Annotated in this window: 19 protein-coding genes; 13 read left to right on the top strand and 6 right to left on the bottom strand. The window is 72.4% G+C overall.

Annotated elements, in window-relative coordinates; translation table 11 throughout:
• Nucleotides 1-51: 51 nt before the first annotated feature.
• Nucleotides 52-627 carry a 3'-5' exonuclease gene (locus ABZ444_RS34750; RefSeq protein ID WP_358006400.1) on the bottom strand — a complete coding sequence of 192 codons (576 nt, stop codon included), beginning with the start codon at nucleotides 625-627 and terminating at the stop codon, nucleotides 52-54.
• A gap of 227 nt (nucleotides 628-854) precedes the next feature.
• Nucleotides 855-1,910, bottom strand: a complete 1,056-nt coding sequence (locus ABZ444_RS34745; RefSeq protein ID WP_358006397.1) for a winged helix DNA-binding domain-containing protein — start codon at nucleotides 1,908-1,910, stop codon at nucleotides 855-857.
• 9 nt (nucleotides 1,911-1,919) lie between these two features.
• Here ABZ444_RS34745 and ABZ444_RS34740 point away from each other — a divergent pair, with 9 nt between their 5' ends.
• On the top strand, nucleotides 1,920-3,098 hold the full coding sequence (locus ABZ444_RS34740) for a cysteine desulfurase-like protein (protein WP_357977517.1): 1,179 nt from the start codon (nucleotides 1,920-1,922) through the stop codon (nucleotides 3,096-3,098).
• A gap of 56 nt (nucleotides 3,099-3,154) precedes the next feature.
• The gene (locus ABZ444_RS34735) at nucleotides 3,155-3,751 is read left to right on the top strand and encodes a CoA pyrophosphatase (RefSeq protein ID WP_358006394.1); all 597 of its coding nucleotides are present in this window, start codon (nucleotides 3,155-3,157) and stop codon (nucleotides 3,749-3,751) included.
• 45 nt (nucleotides 3,752-3,796) lie between these two features.
• On the opposite strand, the gene ABZ444_RS34730 is transcribed toward ABZ444_RS34735, so the two are convergent.
• The 3 genes from ABZ444_RS34730 to ABZ444_RS34720 all read right to left on the bottom strand — a co-directional run bounded on the left by ABZ444_RS34730 (nucleotide 3,797) and on the right by ABZ444_RS34720 (nucleotide 7,934).
• Nucleotides 3,797-5,452 (bottom strand): acetolactate synthase large subunit, encoded by a 1,656-nt coding sequence (locus ABZ444_RS34730; protein ID WP_358006391.1) that lies wholly within the window; start codon nucleotides 5,450-5,452, stop codon nucleotides 3,797-3,799.
• Between the two features lie 115 nt (nucleotides 5,453-5,567).
• Nucleotides 5,568-5,879, bottom strand: a complete 312-nt coding sequence (locus ABZ444_RS34725) for a hypothetical protein (RefSeq protein ID WP_358006388.1) — start codon at nucleotides 5,877-5,879, stop codon at nucleotides 5,568-5,570.
• 93 nt (nucleotides 5,880-5,972) lie between these two features.
• Nucleotides 5,973-7,934: an ATP-binding domain-containing protein gene (locus ABZ444_RS34720; RefSeq protein WP_358006385.1), complete on the bottom strand. Its 1,962-nt coding sequence runs from the start codon at nucleotides 7,932-7,934 to the stop codon at nucleotides 5,973-5,975.
• A gap of 66 nt (nucleotides 7,935-8,000) precedes the next feature.
• On the opposite strand from ABZ444_RS34720, the gene ABZ444_RS34715 reads away from it, so the two are divergent.
• The 5 genes from ABZ444_RS34715 to ABZ444_RS34695 all read left to right on the top strand — a co-directional run bounded on the left by ABZ444_RS34715 (nucleotide 8,001) and on the right by ABZ444_RS34695 (nucleotide 12,431).
• The gene (locus tag ABZ444_RS34715) at nucleotides 8,001-8,615 is read left to right on the top strand and encodes a TetR family transcriptional regulator (protein WP_358006383.1); all 615 of its coding nucleotides are present in this window, start codon (nucleotides 8,001-8,003) and stop codon (nucleotides 8,613-8,615) included.
• 239 nt (nucleotides 8,616-8,854) lie between these two features.
• Nucleotides 8,855-9,532, top strand: a complete 678-nt coding sequence (locus ABZ444_RS34710) for a lysophospholipid acyltransferase family protein (RefSeq protein WP_358006380.1) — start codon at nucleotides 8,855-8,857, stop codon at nucleotides 9,530-9,532.
• Between the two features lie 79 nt (nucleotides 9,533-9,611).
• The gene (locus ABZ444_RS34705) at nucleotides 9,612-11,186 is read left to right on the top strand and encodes a penicillin-binding transpeptidase domain-containing protein (protein ID WP_358006377.1); all 1,575 of its coding nucleotides are present in this window, start codon (nucleotides 9,612-9,614) and stop codon (nucleotides 11,184-11,186) included.
• Between the two features lie 136 nt (nucleotides 11,187-11,322).
• Nucleotides 11,323-11,967 (top strand): GntR family transcriptional regulator, encoded by a 645-nt coding sequence (locus ABZ444_RS34700; RefSeq protein WP_358006374.1) that lies wholly within the window; start codon nucleotides 11,323-11,325, stop codon nucleotides 11,965-11,967.
• Nucleotides 11,964-12,431: an OsmC family protein gene (locus ABZ444_RS34695; protein WP_358006371.1), complete on the top strand. Its 468-nt coding sequence runs from the start codon at nucleotides 11,964-11,966 to the stop codon at nucleotides 12,429-12,431. The genes ABZ444_RS34700 and ABZ444_RS34695 overlap by 4 nt, the downstream gene beginning before the upstream one ends.
• Before the next feature lie 117 nt (nucleotides 12,432-12,548).
• On the opposite strand, the gene ABZ444_RS34690 is transcribed toward ABZ444_RS34695, so the two are convergent.
• Entirely contained in the window at nucleotides 12,549-12,827 is a 279-nt protein-coding gene (locus ABZ444_RS34690; protein WP_357977490.1) for a DUF3040 domain-containing protein, read from the bottom strand.
• Between the two features lie 134 nt (nucleotides 12,828-12,961).
• Between ABZ444_RS34690 and ABZ444_RS34685 the strand changes: the two genes are divergently transcribed.
• The 6 genes from ABZ444_RS34685 to ABZ444_RS34660 all read left to right on the top strand — a co-directional run bounded on the left by ABZ444_RS34685 (nucleotide 12,962) and on the right by ABZ444_RS34660 (nucleotide 22,443).
• Nucleotides 12,962-14,002, top strand: coding sequence for an Rv2578c family radical SAM protein (locus tag ABZ444_RS34685; protein ID WP_358006368.1), 1,041 nt, complete (start codon nucleotides 12,962-12,964; stop codon nucleotides 14,000-14,002).
• A gap of 149 nt (nucleotides 14,003-14,151) precedes the next feature.
• Nucleotides 14,152-15,123, top strand: a complete 972-nt coding sequence (locus tag ABZ444_RS34680; RefSeq protein WP_358006365.1) for a GTP-binding protein — start codon at nucleotides 14,152-14,154, stop codon at nucleotides 15,121-15,123.
• On the top strand, nucleotides 15,120-16,610 hold the full coding sequence (locus tag ABZ444_RS34675) for a hypothetical protein (RefSeq protein ID WP_358006362.1): 1,491 nt from the start codon (nucleotides 15,120-15,122) through the stop codon (nucleotides 16,608-16,610). Before ABZ444_RS34680 ends, ABZ444_RS34675 begins: the two co-directional genes overlap by 4 nt.
• Nucleotides 16,611-16,922: 312 nt before the next feature.
• Complete coding sequence (locus ABZ444_RS34670) at nucleotides 16,923-19,994, top strand: PDZ domain-containing protein (protein WP_358006360.1); 3,072 nt, start codon at nucleotides 16,923-16,925, stop codon at nucleotides 19,992-19,994.
• 134 nt (nucleotides 19,995-20,128) lie between these two features.
• A complete protein-coding gene (locus ABZ444_RS34665; protein ID WP_358006357.1) occupies nucleotides 20,129-21,472 on the top strand; it encodes a glycosyltransferase family 4 protein in 1,344 nt (447 codons plus the stop codon).
• A 257-nt stretch (nucleotides 21,473-21,729) separates the two neighbouring features.
• Nucleotides 21,730-22,443 (top strand): HNH endonuclease family protein, encoded by a 714-nt coding sequence (locus tag ABZ444_RS34660; RefSeq protein WP_358006354.1) that lies wholly within the window; start codon nucleotides 21,730-21,732, stop codon nucleotides 22,441-22,443.
• Nucleotides 22,444-22,492: the final 49 nt, after the last annotated feature.

The following is a 22,492-nucleotide window of genomic DNA, read 5'->3' as shown; positions in this document are numbered from 1 at the left end:
CTACGAGGTCACACCGACACAACGCCGCAACGGGGTCGGTCGTACCAGGCTCTAGAGGGCCGGCCAGGCCCCGCGGCCCAACAGGTCGAGGACGAGTGCCGCGATGTTCCATGCGTCGTCCTCGCCGCGGTGGTGGCGTCCCTCCAGCGGCAGTCCGGCGATCTGCAGAGCGTGACTCATGCCGGGTTTCTTGCGCAGCCCGTACGCCGCTGCGAACACGGCCTTGGCGTTGGTGTGGGTGCGTTCCGTCGGATGGCCGAACGGGTAAGCCACCCCGTCGGCCTGACTCTGTCGAGCGAACTGCCGGCGGTCGTACTCGCCCCAGCTCGCCCAGGGGCGCTGTCCGGCGTCGTACTCCTCGGCAAGGATCCGGCATGCCTCGGCGAAGGTGACGCCCCGTTCGACCTCGGCTTGCGTCAGGCCGGTCAGTTCCGTGCAGAAGTCACTCACCGCCGATCGGACGGGGCGGACCAAGATGCGGTGCCGGGACACCCGGCGCCGTGCCGGCACGTCCACGACGGTGAGGCCGATCTCGATGATCTCGTTGACGGAGCCGGGCGGCGGCTGTCCGTCCCAGCAGGTGGCTTCCACGTCTATGACGTTCAACAGGGCGGATGCGTGGTGCATGGGGCCGAGGGTAGGGATCACATCCGGCTCCGGCACCTCAATTTCACACCGCCGCCAGCAAGGTAAGCCGCCTTCAGGACCCGCCGCCCTACAGCCGGATCCGCGTCCATCCCGTCATCGAGCAGCACGCGGAGCCAGGGCGGACGGGTGAGCACCACACAGGCGGCGACGCCACCGGGCCCACCCCAGCCGCACCCAAGGCCCAGCGGCTTCTCCGGGCGGGGTGGTCAGTTGGGTGGGGTGTGTTCGAGGGTGTAGGTGGTCGCGTCCGGTTCGGCGAAGGCGAGGAGCGCGAGCCCCTCCTCCTCCAGGACGTCCAGAGGCGTCGGGGCGGCGAAGGGGCTGATGAGGAGCTTGGCCTTCTTGCCGGACCGCTTGATCTGCCAGGTCCCCGCCGCGAACCCGTCCACCAGGTACGTGGCCTTGATCCGCAGGTTCTTGGTCGCGACCAGCGGCCTGGACTCGTCCGCCAGCACCCGCGTACGGTCGGCGTGCCCCAGGACGAGGTTGTCGAAGTCGGGCAGGAAGCGCACCGGCGCGGGCACGTCGCCACCCGGCCGCGGCGCGCCGGGCAGGTCGAACAGTTCGCGTCCGGTCTCGTCGGCGAGCCTGTCCAGCTCCATCCCCTTCATGACGGCCCGCATCCCGCCCAGTCCCGACCAGGTCTGGACGTCGGCGGGCGTGGCCGGCCCGAACGCGGCGAGGTACCGCTCCACCAGGCGTTCCATGCTGGGCGCCGGGTCCGGTTCGACGCCGGGCAGCCCGAAGGCGGACTCGCGCGGGAAGCTCCACCGGTCCTGCGTCGGCACCATGACCAGCGGCGTCATCATGCGCACGGCGTACCCGAGCACCCGCTCGTCGGCGCCGGGGAACTCCTTCAGCAGCAGGGGCCGCAGCTCGTTGAAGGTGAGCGGCCCGTCGGCGAGCAGCCGGTCGGCGACCGCGGCGACGGCCTCGAAGTCGACGCCCTCGAACCGGCGTGCCGCGGCGGCCAGCATGGGACGCAGCAGCGGCCGGAAGGACGCGAAGTCCTCCGCCGTCACCAGGTGCAGCGTGGCCCGCATCATCGTCGCCCGCACCAGGCCGCCGGCGTGCAGCGAGGCGTGCAGGTCCTCGCGCCGGAACCCGGCCAGCCGCGTCCACACCCCCAGGTAGGGCGGCCGCGGCTCCTGGGCCTGCAGCCCGGCCAGCCGGTGCACGACGTCGGCCGGCCGGCCCTCGTGCCGGGCGAGGAGGTGCTGCCTGGCCAAGGTGGCGCGGTTGAGGTCTCTGAGGGTGAGCATCTACTTATCATGCCTTTCCCCCTGGAGTCCGTACGTTCCTCCTATCCCGCGCTTTCCGATGGTTTCGCCTACCTTGACGGCGCGGCCGGCACCCAGACGCCGCAGCCGGTGATCGACGCCATCTCCGCCGCCTACCGGGCCGGGCTCGGCAACGTGGGCGGGGCGTTCCCCGCCAGCCACCGGGCGGACGAGATCGTCGCCGCCTGCCGGGCCGCCGTCGCGGACCTGGTCGGCGGCCGTCCCGACGGCGTGATCCTCGGCCCGAACATGACGACGCTGACGTACCGGCTGGCCAGGGCGCTGACCGGGCCCGGCGACGAGGTGGTGGTCTCCAGGCTGGACCACGACGCGAACGTGCGCCCCTGGACCCAGACGGGCGCCGCCGTCCGCTGGGCCGAGGTGGACGCGGTGACCGGCGAGCTCCCGGTCGACCAGTACGCCGACCTGATCGGGGAGCGGACCAAGGTCGTCGCGGTGACGGCGGCCAGCAACATCCTCGGCACCCGTCCCGACGTGGCCGCCATCGCCGAGCTGGCCCACCGCGCGGGCGCCCTGCTGTACGTGGACGGCGTGCACGCCACCCCGCACGGCCCGGTGGACATGCGGGCGCTGGGCGCCGACTTCTACGCCACCAGCGCCTACAAGTGGTCGGGGCCGCACGTGGGGGCCGTCGTCGCCGACCCGGCGCTGCTGGAGACGGTCCGCCCGGCCAAGTTACGGCCCTCCCCCGACACCGTGCCGGAGAGGTTCGAGACGGGTACGTCCGCGTTCGCCGACCTGGCCGGGGTCACCGCGGCCGTCGACCACCTGGCCGCCATGGTCCCCGGCACCGGCACCCGCCGCGAACGCCTCCTCGCCTCGATGGCCGCCGCCGAGGAGCACGAGCTGGAGCTGTTCGCCGGCCTGATCTCCGGCCTGGAGACGATGCCCCACGTCACCCTGCACGGCAAGCCCGCCAGGCGCACCGCGACCGCCTACTTCACCGTCGCCGGCCACACCCCGCGCCAGGTCGCCGAGCATCTGGCCGGGCTGGGGGTGAACGTCTGGAACGGCCACAACTACGCCTGGGAGCTGACCGGCGCCCTCGGCGTGCGCGACTCGGGCGGCGCCGTCCGCGCGGGCCTGGTCCACTACAACGACCGCTCGGACGTCGACCGCCTCCTGGAGGGAGTGGCCGGCCTCTCCTGACAGGGCCTCCTGGGATCACGCCGGGCCGCGCGGGTGCGGCGTGAGATCCTGAGGGGATGCTGCCCCCGATCGACGTGCTGCGCGAACAGGTCACCGCCCATCTCGCCGCCTTCGACCGTCGGGAGGTGCCGCCCGTCTCAGGGGTGCGCCGGGCGGCCGTGACGGTGTGCGTGCTGGAGGACGCCGAGCGCGTCCCGTACACGGTGCTGATCCGCAGGGCGGCGCGGGGGCGTAACCCGGGGCAGTGGGCGCTGCCGGGCGGGCGGCTCGACGACGGCGAGCTGCCGGTGGAGGCGGCGCTGCGCGAGCTGGCCGAGGAGGTCGGGGTGACCGGCGTGGCGGTGGCCGGGCTGCTCGACGACTTCGTCGCCGACTCCGGGTTCGTGATCACTCCTGTGGTGGCGTTCGGGGGCCGTCAGGAGCCGGTGGGCGACGCCCATGAGGTGGCCTCGGTGCACGCGGTGCCGCTGGATCGTTTCCTCGCGCCCGGCGTGCCGCGCTGGCAGGGCGAGCTGCTGCAGATGCCGCTCGGGCCGGACATCGTGATCCACGCGCCGACCGGGGCGATCCTGTGGCAGTTCGCCGAGGTGGCGCTGCGCGGGCGCGAACAGCGGGTGTTCGACGTCGCGCAGCCCCACTGGACGAGAACCTGACCCACCGGCCCCCTCGTTCTGGCCCGGCCGGTCGGAAAGAGCCGGTCAGAAGGGGCCGGTGAGTTCGCCGAGCTTGCCGGTCAGCTCCAGGTTGGCCGCGTAGTCGACGGGCACCGCGATCACCGACACCGTCTCGTCGGCCAGCGCCTTGCGCAGCGTGGGCAGCAGTTCCCCGGCGCTGGTGATCCGGTAGCCGCGGGCGCCGAAGCTCTCGGCGTAGGCGACGAAGTCGGGGTTGCCGAAGCGGATGCCCGAGTGGCGGCCGAGCTCCAGGTCCATCTTCCACTCGATCAGCCCGTACGCGTCGTCGACCCACACCAGGACCGTGATCGGGATGCGCTCGCGGACGGCCGTCTCCAGCTCCTGTGAGTTCATCAGGAACGCCCCGTCACCGGTGGCGGCCAGCACCTTGCGCTCGGGGAAGGCCAGCTTGGCGGCCAGCGCCCCGGGCACCGAGAACCCCATCGAGGACAGCCCGTTGGAGACCAGCATCGTGTTGGGCTCGTACGTCGGGTACATGCGGGCCATCCACATCTTCACCGCGCCGGTGTCGGCCAGCACGATGTCCTCGCGCCCCATGGCCTCCCGGATGTCGGCGACCACGCGCCGCGGCGACAGCGGGAAGCCGTCCTGCGAGCGCCCCTGCGCCAGCTCCTCGCGGATCAGGCGGCGGATCTTCTCGCCGGTGCCGTTGAGCTCGAAGCGGCGCGGGACGGCGTCGGCGAGCGCGTCCAGCGACCGGGAGATGTCGCCGTGCACCCCGACGGCCACCGGGTAGTGGTCGTCGACCTCGGCGGGGAACCGGTGAAGGTGGATGATCTCCTTGTCGCGGTTGGGGTTGATCTTGACGGGGTCGAACTCCTGCAGCTCGTAGCCGACGCTGATCAGCACGTCGGCCTCGTCGTCGCCGAAGTTGACGTAGTCGTGCCGCATGAAGCCGACCGCCCCCAGCGCGTGCGGGTGGTCGTCGGGGAAGACACCCTTGCCGTTGAACGTGGTGGCCACCGGCAGCCCGAGCCGCTCGGAGAAGCGCACCAGCGCGGCGGAGGCCCCGGCCCGGCCGGCGCCGTGCCCGGCCAGCACGATCGGCCTGCGCGCGCGGGCCAGCACCTCGGCCGCACGGGCGATCTGCGCGGCCGCGGGGTCTTGGGGACGGACGACGTTGACCGGCAGCGGACCGAGGCCGGCCGGCACGGCAGCCGACTCGACGTCCTCGGGGATGGCCAGGTAGACGGCGCCGGGCCGCTCGGTCTGGGCGGTCTTGAACGCCTTGCGGATCATCTCGGGCAGGGCCAGGGCCGTCGGCGCGAGGTCGGCCCACTTGGTGATCGGCCGGAACAGCGACACCAGGTCGACCACCTGGTGCGACTCCTTGTAGATGCGGTCGAGGCCGACCTGGGCGGTGATCGCCACGACGGGGGTGCTGTTGGTGGTGGCATCGGCCACGCCGAGCTGCAGGTTGATCGCGCCGGGGCCGAGCGTGGCCGAGGCCACCCCCGCCTTGCCGGTCAGCCTGCCGTAGATCTCGGCCATGAACGCCGCGCCCTGTTCGTGCCGGACGAGGATGTAACGGATCGAGGAGTCGTTGAGCGCGTCGACGAAGTGGATGTTCTCCTCGCCGGGGATGCCGAAGACGTACTCGACGCCTTCCGCCTCCAGGGCTCGCACGATCAGATGGGCCGCGTCCGCCTGCGGGGACATGGTCAACGCCTTCTTCCATGAGCGACTGCGTCCCTGACAGCACCCGGGAGGCGCGCTTCATTCCGGGACGCGACCCTGTGCCCGCGCGGCGGCGGATTCACGCGGGCACAGCGGGTCAGGAGCCCAGCGCGCGCGTGGCCAGCGCGCCGAGGACCATGCCGACGACCATGCAGGCCGCGGCGGCGATGGCGGCCCACTTGCCCAGGGACTCGCCGCGGGTGTGGCCGACGATGCCCAGCACGATGCCGGCCAGGCCGAACAGGATCGGTATGAACAGGATGGCCACCGCGGCGCTGACGAACCCGATGATCGACAGGACCTGGGCGCCCTGCCGCTGCGGCGGCCCGCCGTAGGGCGGCGGCTGCGGCCGGCGCCCTTCACGTGTGTGCTCGTCGTCGCCCGGGGGCGGGTCTTGCGAAGCGGTCATTCTCCGGCTCCCTCGTGAAGTGAATCACATCACACACCAGAGCCGTGGGCCTGTCGAGCCGCCGAGTCCAGACATCTGCCCATTTCAGAAGGCTTATGACGGGCGGGAAAACTGAGGGGGAAGGGGTTCGGCGTGGACGACGTCGAGCCGCGAGACCGCGCGGGTGAGGGCGACGTACAGACGGTTGAGGCCGCGCGGTTCGGCCGCGACGACGGCGGCGGGCTCGGCGAGGACCACGTGGTCGTACTCCAGGCCCTTGGACATCGAGGCGGGCATGACGCTCAGCCGCTCGCCGAGGTCCAGCCCCTCGTTCCAGAGCGCGCAGGTGATCGCCTCGACGTGGGCGTCGGCCGCGATCACCCCGATCGACCCCTCGAACCCGCCCGCCTCCCGTACGGCCGCCACGACCCCCTTCTCCAGCTCGGCCGTCGCGATGACGCGCAGCCTGCCGTCGGAGCGGTAGGAGCGGGTGGGGGGCACGTCGGCGTCGAGCGCGGCCAGCAGCGTGTTGGCCAGCTCCACGACCACGCCGGGCACGCGGAAGCCGGTGGTCAGCTCGACGATCCGGCCGCCGGGACTGCCGAGCAGCTCCAGGTGCTCGGGCCAGGACCTGGCCGCCCACGGCGTGGTGCCCTGGGCCAGGTCGCCGAGCACGGTCAGCGAGCCGTGCTCGCTGCGCCTGGCCACGGCGCGGCACTGCATGGGCGACAGGTCCTGGGCCTCGTCCACGATGACGTGGCCGTAGCCGCGGGGGCGTTCGAGCAGGCAGGCCAGCTCGTCCAGCAGCACCAGGTCGGCCTCGGTCCACTTGGCGCTCTTGGCGCCGCGCGGCGGACTGGGCCAGGCGAGTGCGGCGCGTTCGGCGTCGGTCAGCAGGCCCTCGGGCGGGGCGCTGAGGACCTCGTGCAGCACGTCCTCGGGGCGGACGGCGGGCCAGGTCGCGTCGAGCGCCGGGGCGAGCGCCCGGCCGATCCGGCGTTCCCAGGCGGCGTTGCAGGTCTGGCCGCGGGCCTCGGCCTGCCGCCGCATCGCCGCCACCGTCCTGGCCCTGACGCGTTCGCGGCCGACCCCGTACGGGAGCGCGGCCCGCCTGGTGTCCTCCACGATGCGGCGCAGCTCGTCCTCGCCGACGCGCCAGCGGTAGGAGCCGTCGGCCACCACGGCGGGCTCGGCGGGCCTGCGGATGCGGCCGTACAGCGCGCGGCGCAGCACCTCGGCCATCCGGACGTCGTGCTTGACCGCCGCGGCCGCCGCGGAGTCGGCGGCCCGTACGGGGTAGGCGCCGAGCAGCACTTCCAGGGTGGTCTGCTCGACGTCCACCTCGCCGAGCGCGGGCAGCACGGCCGAGATGTAGCCGAGGAAGGTCCGGTTCGGGCCGAGCACCAGGACGCCGGAGCGTTCGAGGCGCCGGCGGTGCGCGTACAGCAGATAGGCGGCCCGGTGCAGGCCGACGGCGGTCTTGCCGGTGCCGGGGGCGCCCTGGACGCAGATGGTGGTGTCGAGGTCGGCGCGGACGAGGTCGTCCTGCTCGGGCTGGATGGTGGCGACGATGTCGCGCATCGGGCCGACGCGGGGGCGTTCGATCTCGGCGGCCAGGAGTGCGCCGCCGCCCTCCTCCCCCGCGCCCAGACGCTCGTCCTCGTACCCGGTCAGCGTGCTGCCCGACCAGCCGAAACGGCGGCGCACCTCGACGCCCTGGGGGTCGCGGGCGCCGGCGCGGTAGAAGGCGCGCGCCACGGGCGCGCGCCAGTCGATCACCACCGGCGGCCCGCCGTGCTCGCCGGTGATGTGCCGCCGGCCGATGTGGTACGCCCGCCCGCGGTGCTCGGCCGACTCCTGGCCGAAGTCGAGCCGGCCGAAGAACGGCGGCCCGTCGGGCTCCTCGCTCAGCTCCTTGGCCAGGCTTTTGAGATGGCGGCCGAGCCGCTCCGCGCTGTAGCGGTCGCCGGCGACGGTCTCGCCGACGATCACGTTCTCCCGCGCGCCCGCCAGCATCCTGCGCAGCCCCGCCCTGCACCGTTCGACGTGACGCCGTTCGTCGTCGAGCGTTCCCATGCCCACCCCCAAAGCATTAACTCGGTTAAGACATTGACCAGGTTAACACTTTGCTAGACTGCGGTCATGACGGGACTGCGGGAGCTGCAGCGGCAGCGGGTGCACGAGGCCATCTCGACGGCGGCGATCGCGCTCTTCCTGGAACGCGGCTTCGACGAGGTGCCGGTGACCGAGATCGCCGCGGCGGCCGGGGTGTCCAAGCCGACACTGTTCAAGTACTTCCCGACCAAGGAGGACCTCGTCCTGCACCGGTTCGCCGACCACAAGGGCGAGGCCGCCCGCGTGGTGCGCGGGCGGGCGCCCGGCGAGCACCCGGTCGCCGCGCTGCGCCGCCACCACCTCGACGGCCTGGCCGCCCACGACCCGGTCACCGGGCTCAACGACCACCCCGAGGTGCTGGCCTTCCACCGCATGGTGTTCGACACGCCCAGCCTGGCCGTCCGCCTGTTCCACCACATGACCCAGGACGAGGCCGAGCTGACCGAGGCCCTGGCCGCGAGCATGGACGAGCTGACCGCCGCGCTGCTGGCCGCGCAGGCGCTGACCGTGCAGCGGGTGCTCGCCCGCCGCACCTGGGCGCAGCTCGCCGGGGGCCGCCCCCTGGCCGAGGCCGAGGCCGACGCGGTGCGCGCCGCCGAACACGCCTACGCGCTGCTCATGGACGGCCCCGCCCGCCCCTGAGCTCCGGCGCGCAGGTCACGCGCGTCCCATGCGGCGGGCACGATTACCTCCAACGCCAGAGGCTGTGCTTAACTCGGAAATGCCGATGTGGCTGTGTCCCCCGGGCCGCAAATTACCGCCTTCACGGAATACCGTTCGGCTGGAACCGTGTTGTGCACCTCGCCGAGGAGGCGACCACCACATCGGCCTTAAAGCTTTCCGGGTGTCCCGCTGCCTTAGGGTGGCAAGGTTGACTGCCCATGATCCAGGAGAGCCCGTTGCTGTACGAAGTGGTCAAGTTCGCCGCCGCGCCGCTCGCCCACGCGATGTGCCGGCCGCACATCACCGGCGCCGCGAACGTGCCGAGGGTCGGCCCTGCCATCCTGGCGGCCAACCACCTCTCCGTGCTCGACTCCTTCCTGCTGCCCGCGCTGCTCCCCCGGCACGTCACGTTCACCGCCAAGAACGAATACTTCGACGGCAACCCCGTCTCCGGCTTCTTCATGCGCCTGGGCGGCAGCCTGCCGATCGACCGCGAGAGCGCCCACGCCGCCCAGGCCATGCTCGACGCCGCCGCCGAGCTGCTGGAGCGCGGCGAGCTGTTCGGCATCCACCCCGAGGGCACCCGCTCCCCCGACGGCCGCCTCTACCGCGGCAAGGTCGGCGTGGCCTGGCTGGCGCTCAAGACCGGCGCGCCCGTGCTGCCGGTGGCGCTCCAGGGCACCGAGAAGGTGCTGCCGGTCGGGGCCAAGGTGCCCAGGCCCGCCAAGATCGGCATCTCCATCGGCCGGCCCATGCGTTTCGAGGGCGACCACACCAAGGCCCGCGACCGGCGCCGGGTCACCGACGAGGTCATGGAGGCCGTCCAGAAGCTGTCCGGGCAGGAGTACGTGCCCGCGTACGCCTCCAGCTTCAAGGCCACCAATGGAACGACGTGACCGGTCACCGCTAGGCTCTGACACCTGACGTCGAGGACCGGGGGGCTGACCAGTGGCGCGGGGCCGTACCATCGCGATCGTGTCGGTGTCCGCCGTGCTCGTGGCGGGGGCCGCGGGCGGGGGCGCCTACTACCTGCTACGCACCAAGGGCACACCGGGCGAGACGGCGCAGCGCTTCGCCGCCGCCTGGCAGGCCGGTGACAAGGCCGCCATGACCGCCGAGCTGGCCGCCCAGCAGCAGCTCACCGCCTACGACCAGCAGCGCGCCGCGCTCGGCGTCGAGTCGGCCACGGTCAAGCTGGGGCGGGTCGTCGAGGGCGACGGCCGCGCCAAGGTCCCCTACACCGCGACCCTGGCGCTGAAGAACATCGGCTCCTGGTCCTACGACGGGCAGCTCGACCTCGTGGTGGCCGACCGCATGTGGAAGATCGACTGGCGGCCCACCACGCTGCACCCGCAGATGACCTCGGGGGCGGCGTTCGCCGTCAGGACGAGCTGGCCGCAGCGCGCGAAGATCACCGACGCCGCCGGCGACCGCATCGACACCGGCACGTCCGGCGGCTCGGTGCAGCAGCTCGTCGGCTACCTCGACAAGGCCACCAAGAAGGACGTCGCCAAGCTCGGCACCTCCTACAAGCCGGGGCAGGCGATCGGGCGCGGCGGCCTGCAGGAGACGTTCCAGAAGCGGCTGGCCGGCACCCCCACCACGCAGATCCAGCTCGGCGGCAAGACCCTCGGCACCATCGAGGGCACCGACGGCAAACCCGTCGAGACCTCGCTCGACCCGCGGGCGCAGGCGGCGGCCGTGGCCGCGGTCAAAGACGTCCCCAAGCCCACCTCCATGGTCGCCATCCGGCCCTCCACGGGCGAGGTCCTGGCCGTGGTCAACAACCAGGGCGGCTTCAACCGGGCCCTCGACGGCCGCTACCCGCCCGGCTCCACGTTCAAGGCGGTCACCGCGATCGGCCTGCTGGCGGCCGGCCTGTCGCCCGCCGACAAGGTCACCTGCCCGATGTACGCCACCGTCGGCGGGCTGAAGATCCGCAACTCGGAGAAGGAGGAGTTCGGCTCGCTGTCGTTCCTCGACTCCTTCGCCCACTCGTGCAACACCACCTTCGCGCCGCTGGCCGAACAGCGGCTCGGCGCCGACAAGCTGCTCAGGACGGCAGAACGCGTCGGCTTCAACCAGCCGCTCAACATCGGCGTGCCGGCCACGAAGGCCAGCTTCCCGCGGGCCCAGTCCGACGCCGAGCTGGCCGCCGAGTCCTTCGGCCAGGCCAGGATCACCGCGAGCCCGCTGTCGATGGCCTCGGTCGCCGCGGCCATCGCCGACGGCACGTGGCGGCCGCCGACGCTGGTGCCGTCGCTCAAGCAGAAGGCCGGCGAGCAGGCGCTGCCCAAGGGGGTCAAGGAGCAGCTGCACAGCATGATGGCGGCCGTGGTCTCCAAGGGCACCGCCAGGGCCAGCGGCCTGCCCGCCGGCACCCACGGCAAGACGGGCACGGCCGAGTTCGGCACCGGCGACAAGCTCGACACCCACGCCTGGTTCATGGGGTTCAAGGGCGACGTGGCCTTCGCGGTGGTGGTGGAGGGGGGCGGCACGGGCGGCAAGGTCGCGGCCCCGGTGGCGGCGACCTTCCTCAAGGGCCTCTGACCTCTCCTCCCGCCCGCTTCCCTCAAGGACCTCCGCTCCCTCCTCCGCGGCCCTGCCGTTTCTGTGCCTTCCCCCACCGGTCTCGAGCGCTCGCATGCATTGCATGCAATGTATGCAACGAGCTAGAGTCGCGTCCGTGCAGAGCGATGTGGCTTGGAGCAGGTTGCGGGAGCTGATCCTCGACGGGACCTACCCGCCGGGGGCGCGGCTGACCGAGACGGAGGTCGCGGCGAGTCTGGAGATGAGCCGCACCCCGGTGCGCGAGGCGCTGCGGGCGCTGACCGCCGACGGCCTGGTGCGCCCGGCCGGGCGGGGGGTGGTCGTCGTGGCCCTGGAGGCGTCCGCACTGGAGGACGCCTACCAGGTGCGAGCGGCCCTGGAGGCGCTCACGGCCGAGCTGGCGGCCACCCGCCAGGGCGAGGGCCGCATCGCCCCCGCCGACCTGGCCTCGCTGCGCGAGGTCGCCGACGCCACGGCGGCCGCCACCGCGCGGGGCCGGCTCGGCGCGGCCGTCGGACTCAACCGCCGCTTCCACCGGCGGATCGCCGAGCTGGCGGCCAACGCCATCGCGCTGCACACCCTGGAGCGCGTGTGGGACCAGATCCAGGTCTCCACGTTGCGCTCGCTGGCGCCGCCGTCCCGTCCGGCGCACGTCTCCGGCCAGCACGAACAGCTTCTCGCCGCGATCACCGAGGCCCGGCCACAGGACGCCGCGGCCATCGCCCGCGCGCACGTCCTCGACACCCGCGCCGTCACTCACAGCAAGGACGAACCCGCATGACCCGCCACCACACGTACACCACCACCGTGACCTGGACCGGCAACCGGGGCACCGGCACCAGCGGCTACCGCGACTACGACCGCGACCACGACCTGTCCACCGAGGGCCGGCAGGTCATCGCGGGCAGCTCCGACCCCGCCTTCCGCGGCGACCCCACCCGCTGGAACCCCGAGCAGCTGCTGGTCGGCTCGCTCTCCCAGTGCCACATGTTGTGGTTTCTGCACCTGTGCAGCGAGGCGGGCGTCGTGGTCACCGCGTACGCCGACCACGCGGTGGGCACCATGGCCGAGAGCGGCGCCGGCGGCCACTTCACCGAGGTCGTGCTCCGCCCCGAGGTGACCGTGGCCGCCCCGGGGATGGCCGAGACCGCCGCCCGCCTGCACGAGGACGCCCACAAGGCGTGCTTCATCGCCGCCTCGGTCAACTTCCCGGTACGCCACGAGCCGACCGTGCGCACGGCCTGAGGCGCGACCGAAAGCCGCGAACGATCCGGCTCAGGACCTCGCCCTGCCCGCTCGCCCTGCGCGAGCGCCTGGGCGAGGGACCGGCCAGGGACCGGTCCGGGAGCAGTCCCGGAGCGGTCAGCGCGAGGCGGCCAGCGCCACGGCGGTGGCGGCCTCGTGCTGGAGCACCATGATCAGCAGGGTGGCCACCAGCGTCGCGATGAGCACCCAGCTGATCACGATGATGACCGTCGACCGGCGTGGCCGCCTGTGGCCCGGCTGCCCCTTCGCCCTCGCCTCGCTGCGACGGGCCCGCTCGTTGAACGACTCGAGCCGGGCGACGAGACGCGGATCGTCGTCGACGAGGTGCTGCTCGATCTGGGCCAGCAGTCGTTCCTCGTCCTGCGACCAGGCCATAGACGCACCTCCGGAACGCAAGCACTGTGGCGTGTTCCTCCCCAACCATGAAGATCATTAGCCTTGACGTGACCCCCTAATTACCGCCTCTTTTCGGTTTGCGATCACGCTCGAACTTTTGTTCTAATCATGGGATGCGCTGGGACAACCTGCGCCTGACCGGCCCCGGTCAGGCCGATCCGGCCGTGCCGTTGTTCGCCCGCGGCGCGGTCACCCGTACGTTCGACACGCCCGAGTTCAGGGGCATGACCTTCTACGAGGTCCAGGCCCGGTCCATCATCAACCGGGTGCCGGGGGCGAGCCGGGTGCCGTTCGAGTACACGATCAATCCCTACCGGGGGTGCGGGCATCGCTGCGTCTACTGCTTCGCCCGCAAGACGCACGAATACCTCGACCTCGACGCCGGGGCCGACTTCGACTCGAAGATCGTCGTCAAGGTCAACGCGGCCGAGCTGGCCCGCAAGGAGCTGGCCGCGGCCCGCTGGGGCGGCCACCACGTGGCCATGGGCACCAACGTCGACTGCTACCAGCGCGCCGAGGGCCGATACCGGCTCATGCGGGGCATCCTGGCCGCGCTGCGCGACGCCGCGAACCCGTTCTCGGTGCTCACCAAGGGCACGCTGATCCTGCGCGACCTCGATCTGCTCACCGAGGCGGCCGAGGTCACCGACGTCAGCACGAGCGTGTCGGTCGGGTTCGTCGACGAGGCGGTGTGGCGCGGGGTCGAGCCGGGCACGCCCAATCCGCGCCGGCGGCTGGAGGCGTGCGCCACGCTCAACGACAACGGGGTGGCGTGCGGGGTGCTGATGGCGCCGATCCTGCCGTACCTGACCGACTCCCCCGCCCAGCTCGAACGCACGGTCAAGGAGATCGCCGAGGCCGGCGCGACCCACATCGCCCCGATCGTCCTGCACCTGCGGCCGGGGGCGCGCGAGTGGTGGCTGAGCCGGCTCGGGCGCGAGCACCCGCGCCTGGTGCCGCGCTACCTGGAGCTGTACGGCCGCGGCGCCTACGCCCCCGCCTCCTACCAGGACCGCGTCGTCGCCCAGGTCAAGGAGCTGGCCCGGCGCCACGGGGTCGGCAGAGCCACCCCCGCCATGGCCCGCCGCGTACCGCCCCGCCGAATGCCCGGCACCGCCGCCGCCACCGAACCGGAGCAGCTTCGTCTGTTGTGACCCGGTTTAAACCGGTGGCCCGCCGGCCCGCCCCGGTGTCAGGATGACCGGGCACCAGCCGGACGACGTTCAGGAGCACGAGATGCGGCGCCGCCCAGAGATCTTCCAGCGCCCCATTGGCACGAGAGTTCTCGAGGGCTCCACCACTCATGCACATCCTGAACATCGGCATCCTCGCGCACGTAGACGCGGGCAAGACCAGCCTCACTGAGCGGCTGCTGTTCGAGACCGGGGTCATCGCGCGCCTCGGCAGCGTCGACGACGGCAGCACGCAGACCGACAGCGGCGAGATCGAACGGCGCCGCGGCATCACCATCCGCTCGGCGGTGGCCTCGTTCACCATGGGCGACCTGCGGGTCAACCTGGTGGACACGCCGGGCCACGCCGACTTCGTGGCCGAGGTCGAACGCGCGCTCGGCGTGCTCGACGGCGCCGTCCTGGTGTTGTCGGCCGTGGAGGGCGTGCAGCCGCACACGCGGGTCCTGATGAAGACGCTGCGGCGGTTGCGGCTGCCCACGCTGATCTTCGTGAACAAGATCGACCGGATGGGGGCTCGGGAGGCGGGGGTGCTCGCCGACATTCGGCGGTGGTTGTCGCCGCGGGCGGTCCCGCTCAACACGGTGAGCGGCATCGGCGGCCCGGCCGCCACCACCCACCTCTTCACCTTCGCCCCGGCCCCCTTCGGCACCCCGAGCGCCCCGCCCCCTCACCCCCTTGTCTTCACCTCGCCCGCGTCCGGAACCGCTCTCCGCGCCCCGGCCGCTCCCCGCCCCTTCCCCTCCGCTCCCCCGACCTCCGGGACCGCTTCCAGCGATCCGGGCCCCACCTTCCGCCCCCGCACCTTCACCTCCTCGACTTCCGGGGCCGCTCCCAGCGACGCGGCCGTCGCCACCCACCCGCTCGCCCCCACTCCCCGGCTTCGGGGGTTGCTCTCCGCCCAGGGGTGGCGGGCGGCGGCTCGGAGGAGGTGGTGCGGGCCGGTGGGCCCGTCGAGGTCGAGCCCGCCAAGGCGAAGGCCGACACAGAGGCCGACGCGAGGCCCGACGCGGAGCACAGCGCGGGGCCCACCGCGGAGCCCGAGGCGGGGGACGGCGCGGGGCCCAACGCGAGGGCCGACGTGAGGGCCGACGTGAGGGCCGACGTGACGGCCGACGTGGAGTACGGCGTGGGGGACGCTGGGATGGTGGCGGCTGAGGTGTTGGCCGAGGGGGATGACGGGCTGTTGGAGTTGCTCGTCGACGACGTGGTTCCGGGGGCGGGGCGGGTGCGGGAGGCGCTTGCGGCACAATGCGCGGCGGGCGAGGCGCACCCGGTGTTGTTCGGGTCGGCGATCACCGGTCAGGGGGTGGCCGAGCTCCTCGGGGCGGTCCGGCTGCTGCCCGCGGTTTCCCAGCCGCCGACCGGCGCGGGTGACGGTACCGACCGCGCGACGCCGACAGCCACGACGGCTGCGGCTACGACGGCTGCGGCTACGACGGCACCGACGGCGGCTCCGGGTGCGGTGGGTGTGGTGTTCGTGGTGGAGCGGGGGCGGGGTGGGGAGAAGATCGCGTATCTGCGGATGTGGAGCGGGGAGCTTCGGGCGCGGGAGCGGGTGACGTTTCTGCGGCGGGAGCCGGGTGGGGGCGTCCACGCGTACGAGGGGCGGCCGAGCGGGGTGGCCGTCGTGGGGTCCGGGGCGCGGGTGGCGGTGGCGGGTGACATCGCCACGGTCCGGGGCGTGCCCGAGATCAGGGTCGGCGACCGGCTGGGCGAGCCGGGCCCGGCGGGGCAGGCCCACTTCACGCCGCCCAGCCTGGAGACCGTCGTACGCCCCCGGGTCCCCGGCCAGGAGCCGCGCCTGCACGCCGCGCTGGTCGCGCTGGCCGAGCAGGACCCCCTGATCGGCACCCGTACGCTGCCCGGCGGCCAGACGTCGGTCCTGCTGTACGGCGAGGTCCAGAAGGAGGTCATCGGCGAGACCCTGGCCAGGGACTTCGGGGTGGAGGCGGAGTTCGAGCCGAGCCGTCCGGTGTACTTCGAGCGCCCGGCGGGCACCGGCGCGGCCAGGGAGGAGATGCGCCAGGCCGGGGACGCGTTCATGGCGACCGTGGGCCTGCGGGTCGAGCCGGCCGCGCCGGGCTCCGGCGTGCTCTACCGGCTGGAGGTCGACCTGGGCTCGCTGCCGCCGGCCTTCCACCGGGCGATCGAGGAGAGCGTGCGGCACGGCCTGGGCGCGGGCCCGCGGGGATGGCCGGTCACCGACGTGCTGGTCACGCTGACGGCGACGGGCTACGCCTCCCCGGTCACGACCGCCGGCGACTTCCGCGGGCAGGCGCGGGTCGTGCTGGCCGAGGCGCTGCGCAGGGCCGGGACCAGGGTGTACGAGCCGTGTCACCGCTTCGAGCTGGAGGTGCCCGCCGACGCCTTCGCCGCCGTGTCGGCCCGCCTGGCCGCGCTGGGCGCGGTCCTGGACGGCACGAGCAGGCGGGCCGAGACGTGGGTGCTCGAAGGGGAGATCCCGGCGGCGGCCGTGCACGAGGCCGAGCGGCGGCTGCCGGGCCTGTCGCACGGCGAGGGGGTGTGGTGGTCACGTCCGTCCGGAGATCGCCCGATTAGCGCACGATAGGCGGTATGTCGGGTATCGGAGGTAGATGGGTATTAATCCGGCATAGTGTGCCAATCGGGCGCAACCGTTTCAGGGGGAAGACGATGGCTGACACGAAGAAGAAACCGGCCACCAAGTCGGGCAAGGCCAAGAAGCAGGCCATCAAGACGAGCCGCCAGGCCAAGGAGACCAAGAAGGAAACCAGAAGGACCGACGAGGGATGACCCCGTGAGGTGAATCGCGCAGCCGGGGGCCGGCGGCCCCCGGCTGTCCGGTGGAAGAGGAGCTGCGCACATGTCGGCCTATCTCCGCTTTCCCACTGTCTTTCAGGACGTGGTGGTCTTCGCTGCCGAGGACGACCTGTGGATGGTCTCGGCGCAGGGCGGCCGCGCGTTCCGCCTGACCGCCGGCGCGGCCGAGGCCGGCTACCCGCGCATCTCCCCGCGCGGCGACCAGATCGCGTTCGTCGGCCGCGAGGAGGGCCCGGAGGAGGTCTACGTGATGCCGGCCGTCGGCGGCGCCGCGCGCCGGGTCACCTTCCACGGCGCCCGCTGCACGGTCACCGGCTGGGACCACGAAGGCCGCATCCTGTACGCCAGCGACCAGTCCCAGCCGTTCGCCGGGCGCAAATGGCTGCACCGCGTGGCGCCGGGCGGGGTGCCGCAGCGGCTGCCGTACGGACCGGCGAACTCGATCGCCCACGGACCGGACGGGATGATCGTGCTCGGCCGCAACACCGCCGACCCCGCGCGCTGGAAGCGCTACCGCGGCGGCACGGTCGGCGACCTGTGGATCGACACCAACGGCGACGGCGAGTTCAGGCGGCTGATCCGGCTGCCGGGGAACCTGGCCTCGCCGTGCTGGAGCGGCCGGCGGGTCTGCTTCCTGTCCGACCACGAGGGGGTCGGCAACGTCTACTCCTGCCTTCCTGACGGCGGTGACCTGCGCAAGCACACCCATCACGACGACTACTACGCGCGCAACCTGTCCGGCGACGGCCACCGGCTGGTCTACCACGCCGGCGCCGACCTGTACCTGCTGGAGCCGGACGACGGGCCCAGGCGGCTGGAGGTGCGGCTGGCCAGCTCCAGGACGCAGCGCAACCGCCGGTTCGTCGACGCCGAGGACTACCTCGACAGCGCGACCCTCAGCCCGGACGGCAGCGCGCTGGCGATCACCTCGCGTGGCAAGGCGTACGCGATGGCCGACTGGGAGGGCCCGGTGAGCCAGCACGGCGAGCCGGACGGCGTCCGCTACCGCTTCCTGACCTGGCTGAACGACGGCGTGCGGCTGATCGCCGCGGCCAGCGGCGAGTCCGACGAGGAGACGCTGGTCGTCCTGGAGGGTCACGAGGGCGGCTGCGGCGTCGAGGTGGCCCGGCTGGGCCGGATCAACGAGCTGGTCCCCGACCCCGCGCACGACCGGGTGGCCGTGGTCAACCACCGCCACGAGCTGTACCTGCTGGACCTGGCCACGGGCGCGGCCACGCTGGTGGAACGCAACCCGCACGGGCCCCCAGAGGACCCGGCCTGGTCGCACGACGGCCAGTGGCTGGCCTACGCCGGGCCGCTCAACGCCCAGACGACCGCGATCAAACTGCACCACCCGGAGACCGGCCGGACGGTGGCCGCCTCCGAGCCGGTGCTCAAGGACTCGATGCCGGCCTTCGACCCCCAGGGCCGCTACCTGTACTTCATCGGCCAGCGGGTCTTCTCGCCCGTCTACGACCAGTTGCAGTTCGACCTGGGCTTCCCGCTGGGCACCCGGCCGTACGCGGTCGCGCTGCGGGCCGACGCGCCCGACCCGTTCGTGCCCGCGCGGCGCCCGCTCAACGGCAAGGACGATGAGGAGGACGAGCCGGCGGAGGCCGTCCGGGTGGACCTGGACGGGCTGGCCGCCCGCGTCACCGCCTTCCCGCTGCCGGAGGGCCGCTACGAGGGGGTGGCCGGCCTCAAGGGCAAGGCGCTGCTGCTGACCAGCCCGCTGGAGGGCGAGAACACCCTGCACCTGTACGACTTCGCCAAGGGCAGGAACGAGACGTTCGCCGACGGCGTCACCGCGTTCGAGCTGGGCCGCGACAACAAGACGCTGCTGTACCGGGCCGGGAGCCGGTTGCGCGTGGTCAAGGCCGGCGAGGTGCCCGAGCACGACGACGACCCGCCGGGACGCGAGAGCGGCTGGATCGACCTGTCGCGCATCAAGGTGTCGGTGGCGCCGGAGTCGGAGTGGCGGCAGATGTTCCGCGAGGCGTGGCGGCTGCAGCGGGAGAACTTCTGGACCGAGGACATGGCCGGCGTCGACTGGCCGGGCGTCTACCGGCGTTATGAGCCGCTGGTGGACCGGGTCACCACCCGGGGCGAGTTCTCCGACCTGCTGTGGGAGCTGCACGGCGAGCTGGGCACCAGCCACGCCTACGAGAGCGGCGGCGAGTACCGTCCCGGGCCCGACTACAGCCAGGGCAAGCTGGGCGTCGACTGGGACTACCGCGACGGCGTCTACCACGTGCACGCGATCGTCACCGGCGACCCGTGGGACCCCGAGGCCACCTCGCCGCTGAACCGGCTGGGGCTGGACGTGCGGCCGGGGGACGCGGTGCTGGCCATCAACGGCGCGCCCATCGGCCGCGCGGCCACCCCGAACGAGCGGCTGGTCAACCAGGCCGGGGAGGAGGTGGAGCTGACCTTGCGGCGCGAGGAGCGGGTGTTCACGGTGACCGTGCGCGCGCTGGCCGACGAGCAGCCGGCCCGTTACCGCGACTGGGTGAACCTCAACCGCGCCGAGTGCCATGAACGTTCCGGCGGGCGCATCGGCTACCTGCACGTCCCCGACATGGGCACCGAGGGGTTCGGCGAGTTCCACCGGGGCTTCCTGGCCGAGTACGACCGGCACGCCCTCATCGTGGACGTGCGCTTCAACGGCGGCGGGCACGTCTCGGCGCTGCTGCTGGAGAAGCTGGCCAGGCGGCGGCTCGGCTACGACTACCCGAGGTGGGGGGATCCGGAGCCGTACCCGCCGGAGTCGCCGCGCGGGCCGCTGGTGGCCATCACCAACGAGTGGGCGGGCTCGGACGGCGACATCTTCAGCCACACCTTCAAGCTGCTCAAGCTGGGCCCGCTGGTCGGCAAGCGCACCTGGGGCGGGGTGATCGGGATCTGGCCGCGCCACCGGCTCGCCGACGGGACCGTGACCACGCAGCCGGAGTTCTCCTTCGCCTTCGACGACGTCGGCTGGCAGGTGGAGAACTACGGCACGGATCCCGACATCGAGGTGGACATCACCCCGCAGGACTACGCCAAAGGCGTGGACACGCAGCTGGAGCGGGCCATCGACGTCGCCCTCGGCCTGCTTGCCGAGCATTCGCCGCATACGCCGGATCCGTCGCATCGGCCAGGTATGCAACCTTAGGAACCTCTTGGGCGTCTAAAGATCATAGGCGGGGAAAGCGCACAGGGGATGACATGTGCACTCCGCTCGCGCGCGGCCTGACGACCGGCTCCGCGCGTATGCGAACGCAACCGAGCACAAGGGGGATCGTCCAGGTGCGCGCACTGGCACGCAGGGGGAAGTCGGCGATGGTCCGGTTGTACCGGGGGTACAACCGCCGCAAGGCACGCAACGCGCCGCCGCCGTCGACCGACCGCATCCGGATCCTGCTCCTGCACGCCAACGGGATGGGCGGCACGATCAGGACGGTGTTCAACCTGGCCGGCTACCTGGCCGAGAAGCACGACGTCGAGATCGTCAGCATCCTGAAGGAGGCCGAGGAGCCGTTCTTCCCGATCGACCCGCGGGTGCGCTTCCGCTTCCTCGACGACCGGCTCAGGCCCAGCCCCGACCCGCTGCGGGCGATGTTGTCGAAATTCCCCAGCAAGCTGATCCCGCCGGAGGAGACCGCCTACCACCGCTTCAACCTGTGGACCGACTACAAGCTGGCCCGCTTCATCCGCTCGCTCGACAGCGGCGTGCTCATGGCCACCCGTCCCGGGCTCAACCTGGCCATGGCGCAGTTAGCGCAGCCGGGCGTGATCACCATCGGGCAGGAGCACGTGGCCCTGCGCACCCAGGCCGAGCCGATGCAGAAGCTGATCAAGTGGCGGTACCGGCGGATGGACGCCCTGGTCACCCTGACCAAGGCCGACCTGCGCGACTACCGCAGCACGCTGCCGAAGAAGCCGAAGAAGCTGGCGCGCATCCCCAACGCCGTCCCGCCGATGAGCGGCGAGGTGTCCAGGCTGGACGCCAAGGTCGTCGTCGCCGTGGGCCGGATGACCCGGCTCAAGGGCTTCCACCGGCTGATCACCGCGTGGGAGACCGTCGCCGCCGCGCACCCCGACTGGAAGCTGCGCATCTTCGGCGCCGGGCCGCAGGGGGACAACCTGGCGGCGCAGATCGTCGAGGCCGGACTCCAGGGCAAGGTGGAGCTGCCGGGGCCGACCAGCGACGTGGGGGCCGAGCTGGAGAAGGCGTCGATCTTCGTGCTCAGCTCGCGGCACGAGGGCTTCCCGATGACGATCCTGGAGGCCATGGCCAAGGGGCTGGCCATCGTCAGCTTCAACAGCCCGCACGGGCCCAAGGAGATGATCACCGACGAGGTGGACGGGCTGCTGGTCAAGCCGCGTACCAACGCCAACCTGGCGGCCTCGATCATGCGGGTCATCGAGGACGAGCCGCTGCGCCGGTCGCTGGCGGCGGGCGCGCTGGAGACGGCGCGCACGTACGACGTGGACGCGGTGGGCCAGAAGTGGGACGAACTGCTGGCCGAACTGGTGGCCCGCCGCAACGGCACGTACGTCCGCCCGCCCCGCCCCGCCCCCGAGGCCGCCGAGACCGCCGAGACCACCGCCCCCGTCGAGGCCACCGAGCCGGCCGGACCCCGGGCCTAGCGGGACGGGCGTCACACCGCCGAGCCGGATTTCCACCGGCTCGGCGAAGGCCGGCGTCGAGAGGATCTGGCGCGGCCGGGCGGCCCACAGGCACCAGGAAGCTGCGCAAGCGGTGGGGAGTGCAGGTGAGGCGGGACGCCGGGAACCGGTGAGACGGCGGCGCGGACGCGATCAGTGACGGAAGCCTTCCTGTGTCAAATCCGGCGATGGCGGGAATTCTCTAGACAACTTCGCCCACGGGAATCACGGAGGGCTGCTTGAGCACGAAGGACGCCATCGCGATCCTCGCCGGAGCCGTCATCGTCGTTTCCTTCATCGGCAGTGCCAAGAGCCCCGCCGCCACCGCCGCCAGCCCCCTGAGCAACGCCAGCGGGACGCTGCCCGGCCTCGCCCCCGTCCTGTCCGACGGCGACAAGGCCAGGGCGCGTACCCTCATCGGCCGCTTACGCGTCAAGGGCCGCGGCCCCAACACCGGCTACGCCCGCAGCCGGTACGGCGAGAACTGGGCCGACACCGCCACCGGCGTCCCCTACGCCCGCAACGGCTGCCGGACCCGCGACGACCTGCTCGCCCGCGACGGCACCGGCGTCGAGTACCGGCCGGGGTCGAGCTGCGAGGTCGTCGCCATGGAGCTGACCGACCCCTACACCGGCCGGCTCATCTCCTGGCACAAGGCCCAGGCCGACGAGGTGCAGGTGGACCACGTCGTGCCGCTCAACTACGGATGGCGCATGGGCGCGCCGCGCTGGCCGATGTCGAAACGCCTCGACTTCGCCAACGACCCGCTCAACCTGTTACCCGTCGACGGCCGCGCCAACGAGGAGAAGGACGCCGCAGGCCCGGCCGGGTGGCTGCCTCCCCAGCGCCGCGTCCGCTGCGCGTACGTCACCCGTTTCGCCCAGGTCGCGCTCAAGTACGACCTGCCGGTGACCAGGGCCGACAAGAACGCCATGCTCGCGCAGTGCCGCTAGCCCCGGCCCACCGCGTCAGGGCCCGGGGAAGAAGAATCCGCCTTTCTCG

The organism is Nonomuraea sp. NPDC005730 (assembly GCF_040630865.1).
Classification (GTDB): domain Bacteria; phylum Actinomycetota; class Actinomycetes; order Streptosporangiales; family Streptosporangiaceae; genus Nonomuraea.
The sequence above is the reverse complement of the archived record's forward strand: the minus strand, read 5'-3'. Positions and strand labels throughout refer to the sequence as shown.

Excerpts from the sequence above, each read along its gene's own strand:
- ABZ444_RS34750 (WP_358006400.1), bottom strand. The coding sequence starts at position 627 with ATGCACCACGCATCCGCCCTGTTGAACGTCATAGACGTGGAAGCCACC.
- ABZ444_RS34745 (WP_358006397.1), bottom strand. The coding sequence starts at position 1,910 with ATGCTCACCCTCAGAGACCTCAACCGCGCCACCTTGGCCAGGCAGCAC.
- ABZ444_RS34740 (WP_357977517.1), top strand. The coding sequence starts at position 1,920 with ATGCCTTTCCCCCTGGAGTCCGTACGTTCCTCCTATCCCGCGCTTTCC.
- ABZ444_RS34735 (WP_358006394.1), top strand. The coding sequence starts at position 3,155 with ATGCTGCCCCCGATCGACGTGCTGCGCGAACAGGTCACCGCCCATCTC.
- ABZ444_RS34730 (WP_358006391.1), bottom strand. The coding sequence starts at position 5,452 with ATGTCCCCGCAGGCGGACGCGGCCCATCTGATCGTGCGAGCCCTGGAG.
- ABZ444_RS34725 (WP_358006388.1), bottom strand. The coding sequence starts at position 5,879 with ATGACCGCTTCGCAAGACCCGCCCCCGGGCGACGACGAGCACACACGT.
- ABZ444_RS34720 (WP_358006385.1), bottom strand. The coding sequence starts at position 7,934 with ATGGGAACGCTCGACGACGAACGGCGTCACGTCGAACGGTGCAGGGCG.
- ABZ444_RS34715 (WP_358006383.1), top strand. The coding sequence starts at position 8,001 with ATGACGGGACTGCGGGAGCTGCAGCGGCAGCGGGTGCACGAGGCCATC.
- ABZ444_RS34710 (WP_358006380.1), top strand. The coding sequence starts at position 8,855 with ATGATCCAGGAGAGCCCGTTGCTGTACGAAGTGGTCAAGTTCGCCGCC.
- ABZ444_RS34695 (WP_358006371.1), top strand. The coding sequence starts at position 11,964 with ATGACCCGCCACCACACGTACACCACCACCGTGACCTGGACCGGCAAC.
- ABZ444_RS34690 (WP_357977490.1), bottom strand. The coding sequence starts at position 12,827 with ATGGCCTGGTCGCAGGACGAGGAACGACTGCTGGCCCAGATCGAGCAG.
- ABZ444_RS34685 (WP_358006368.1), top strand. The coding sequence starts at position 12,962 with ATGCGCTGGGACAACCTGCGCCTGACCGGCCCCGGTCAGGCCGATCCG.
- ABZ444_RS34680 (WP_358006365.1), top strand. The coding sequence starts at position 14,152 with ATGCACATCCTGAACATCGGCATCCTCGCGCACGTAGACGCGGGCAAG.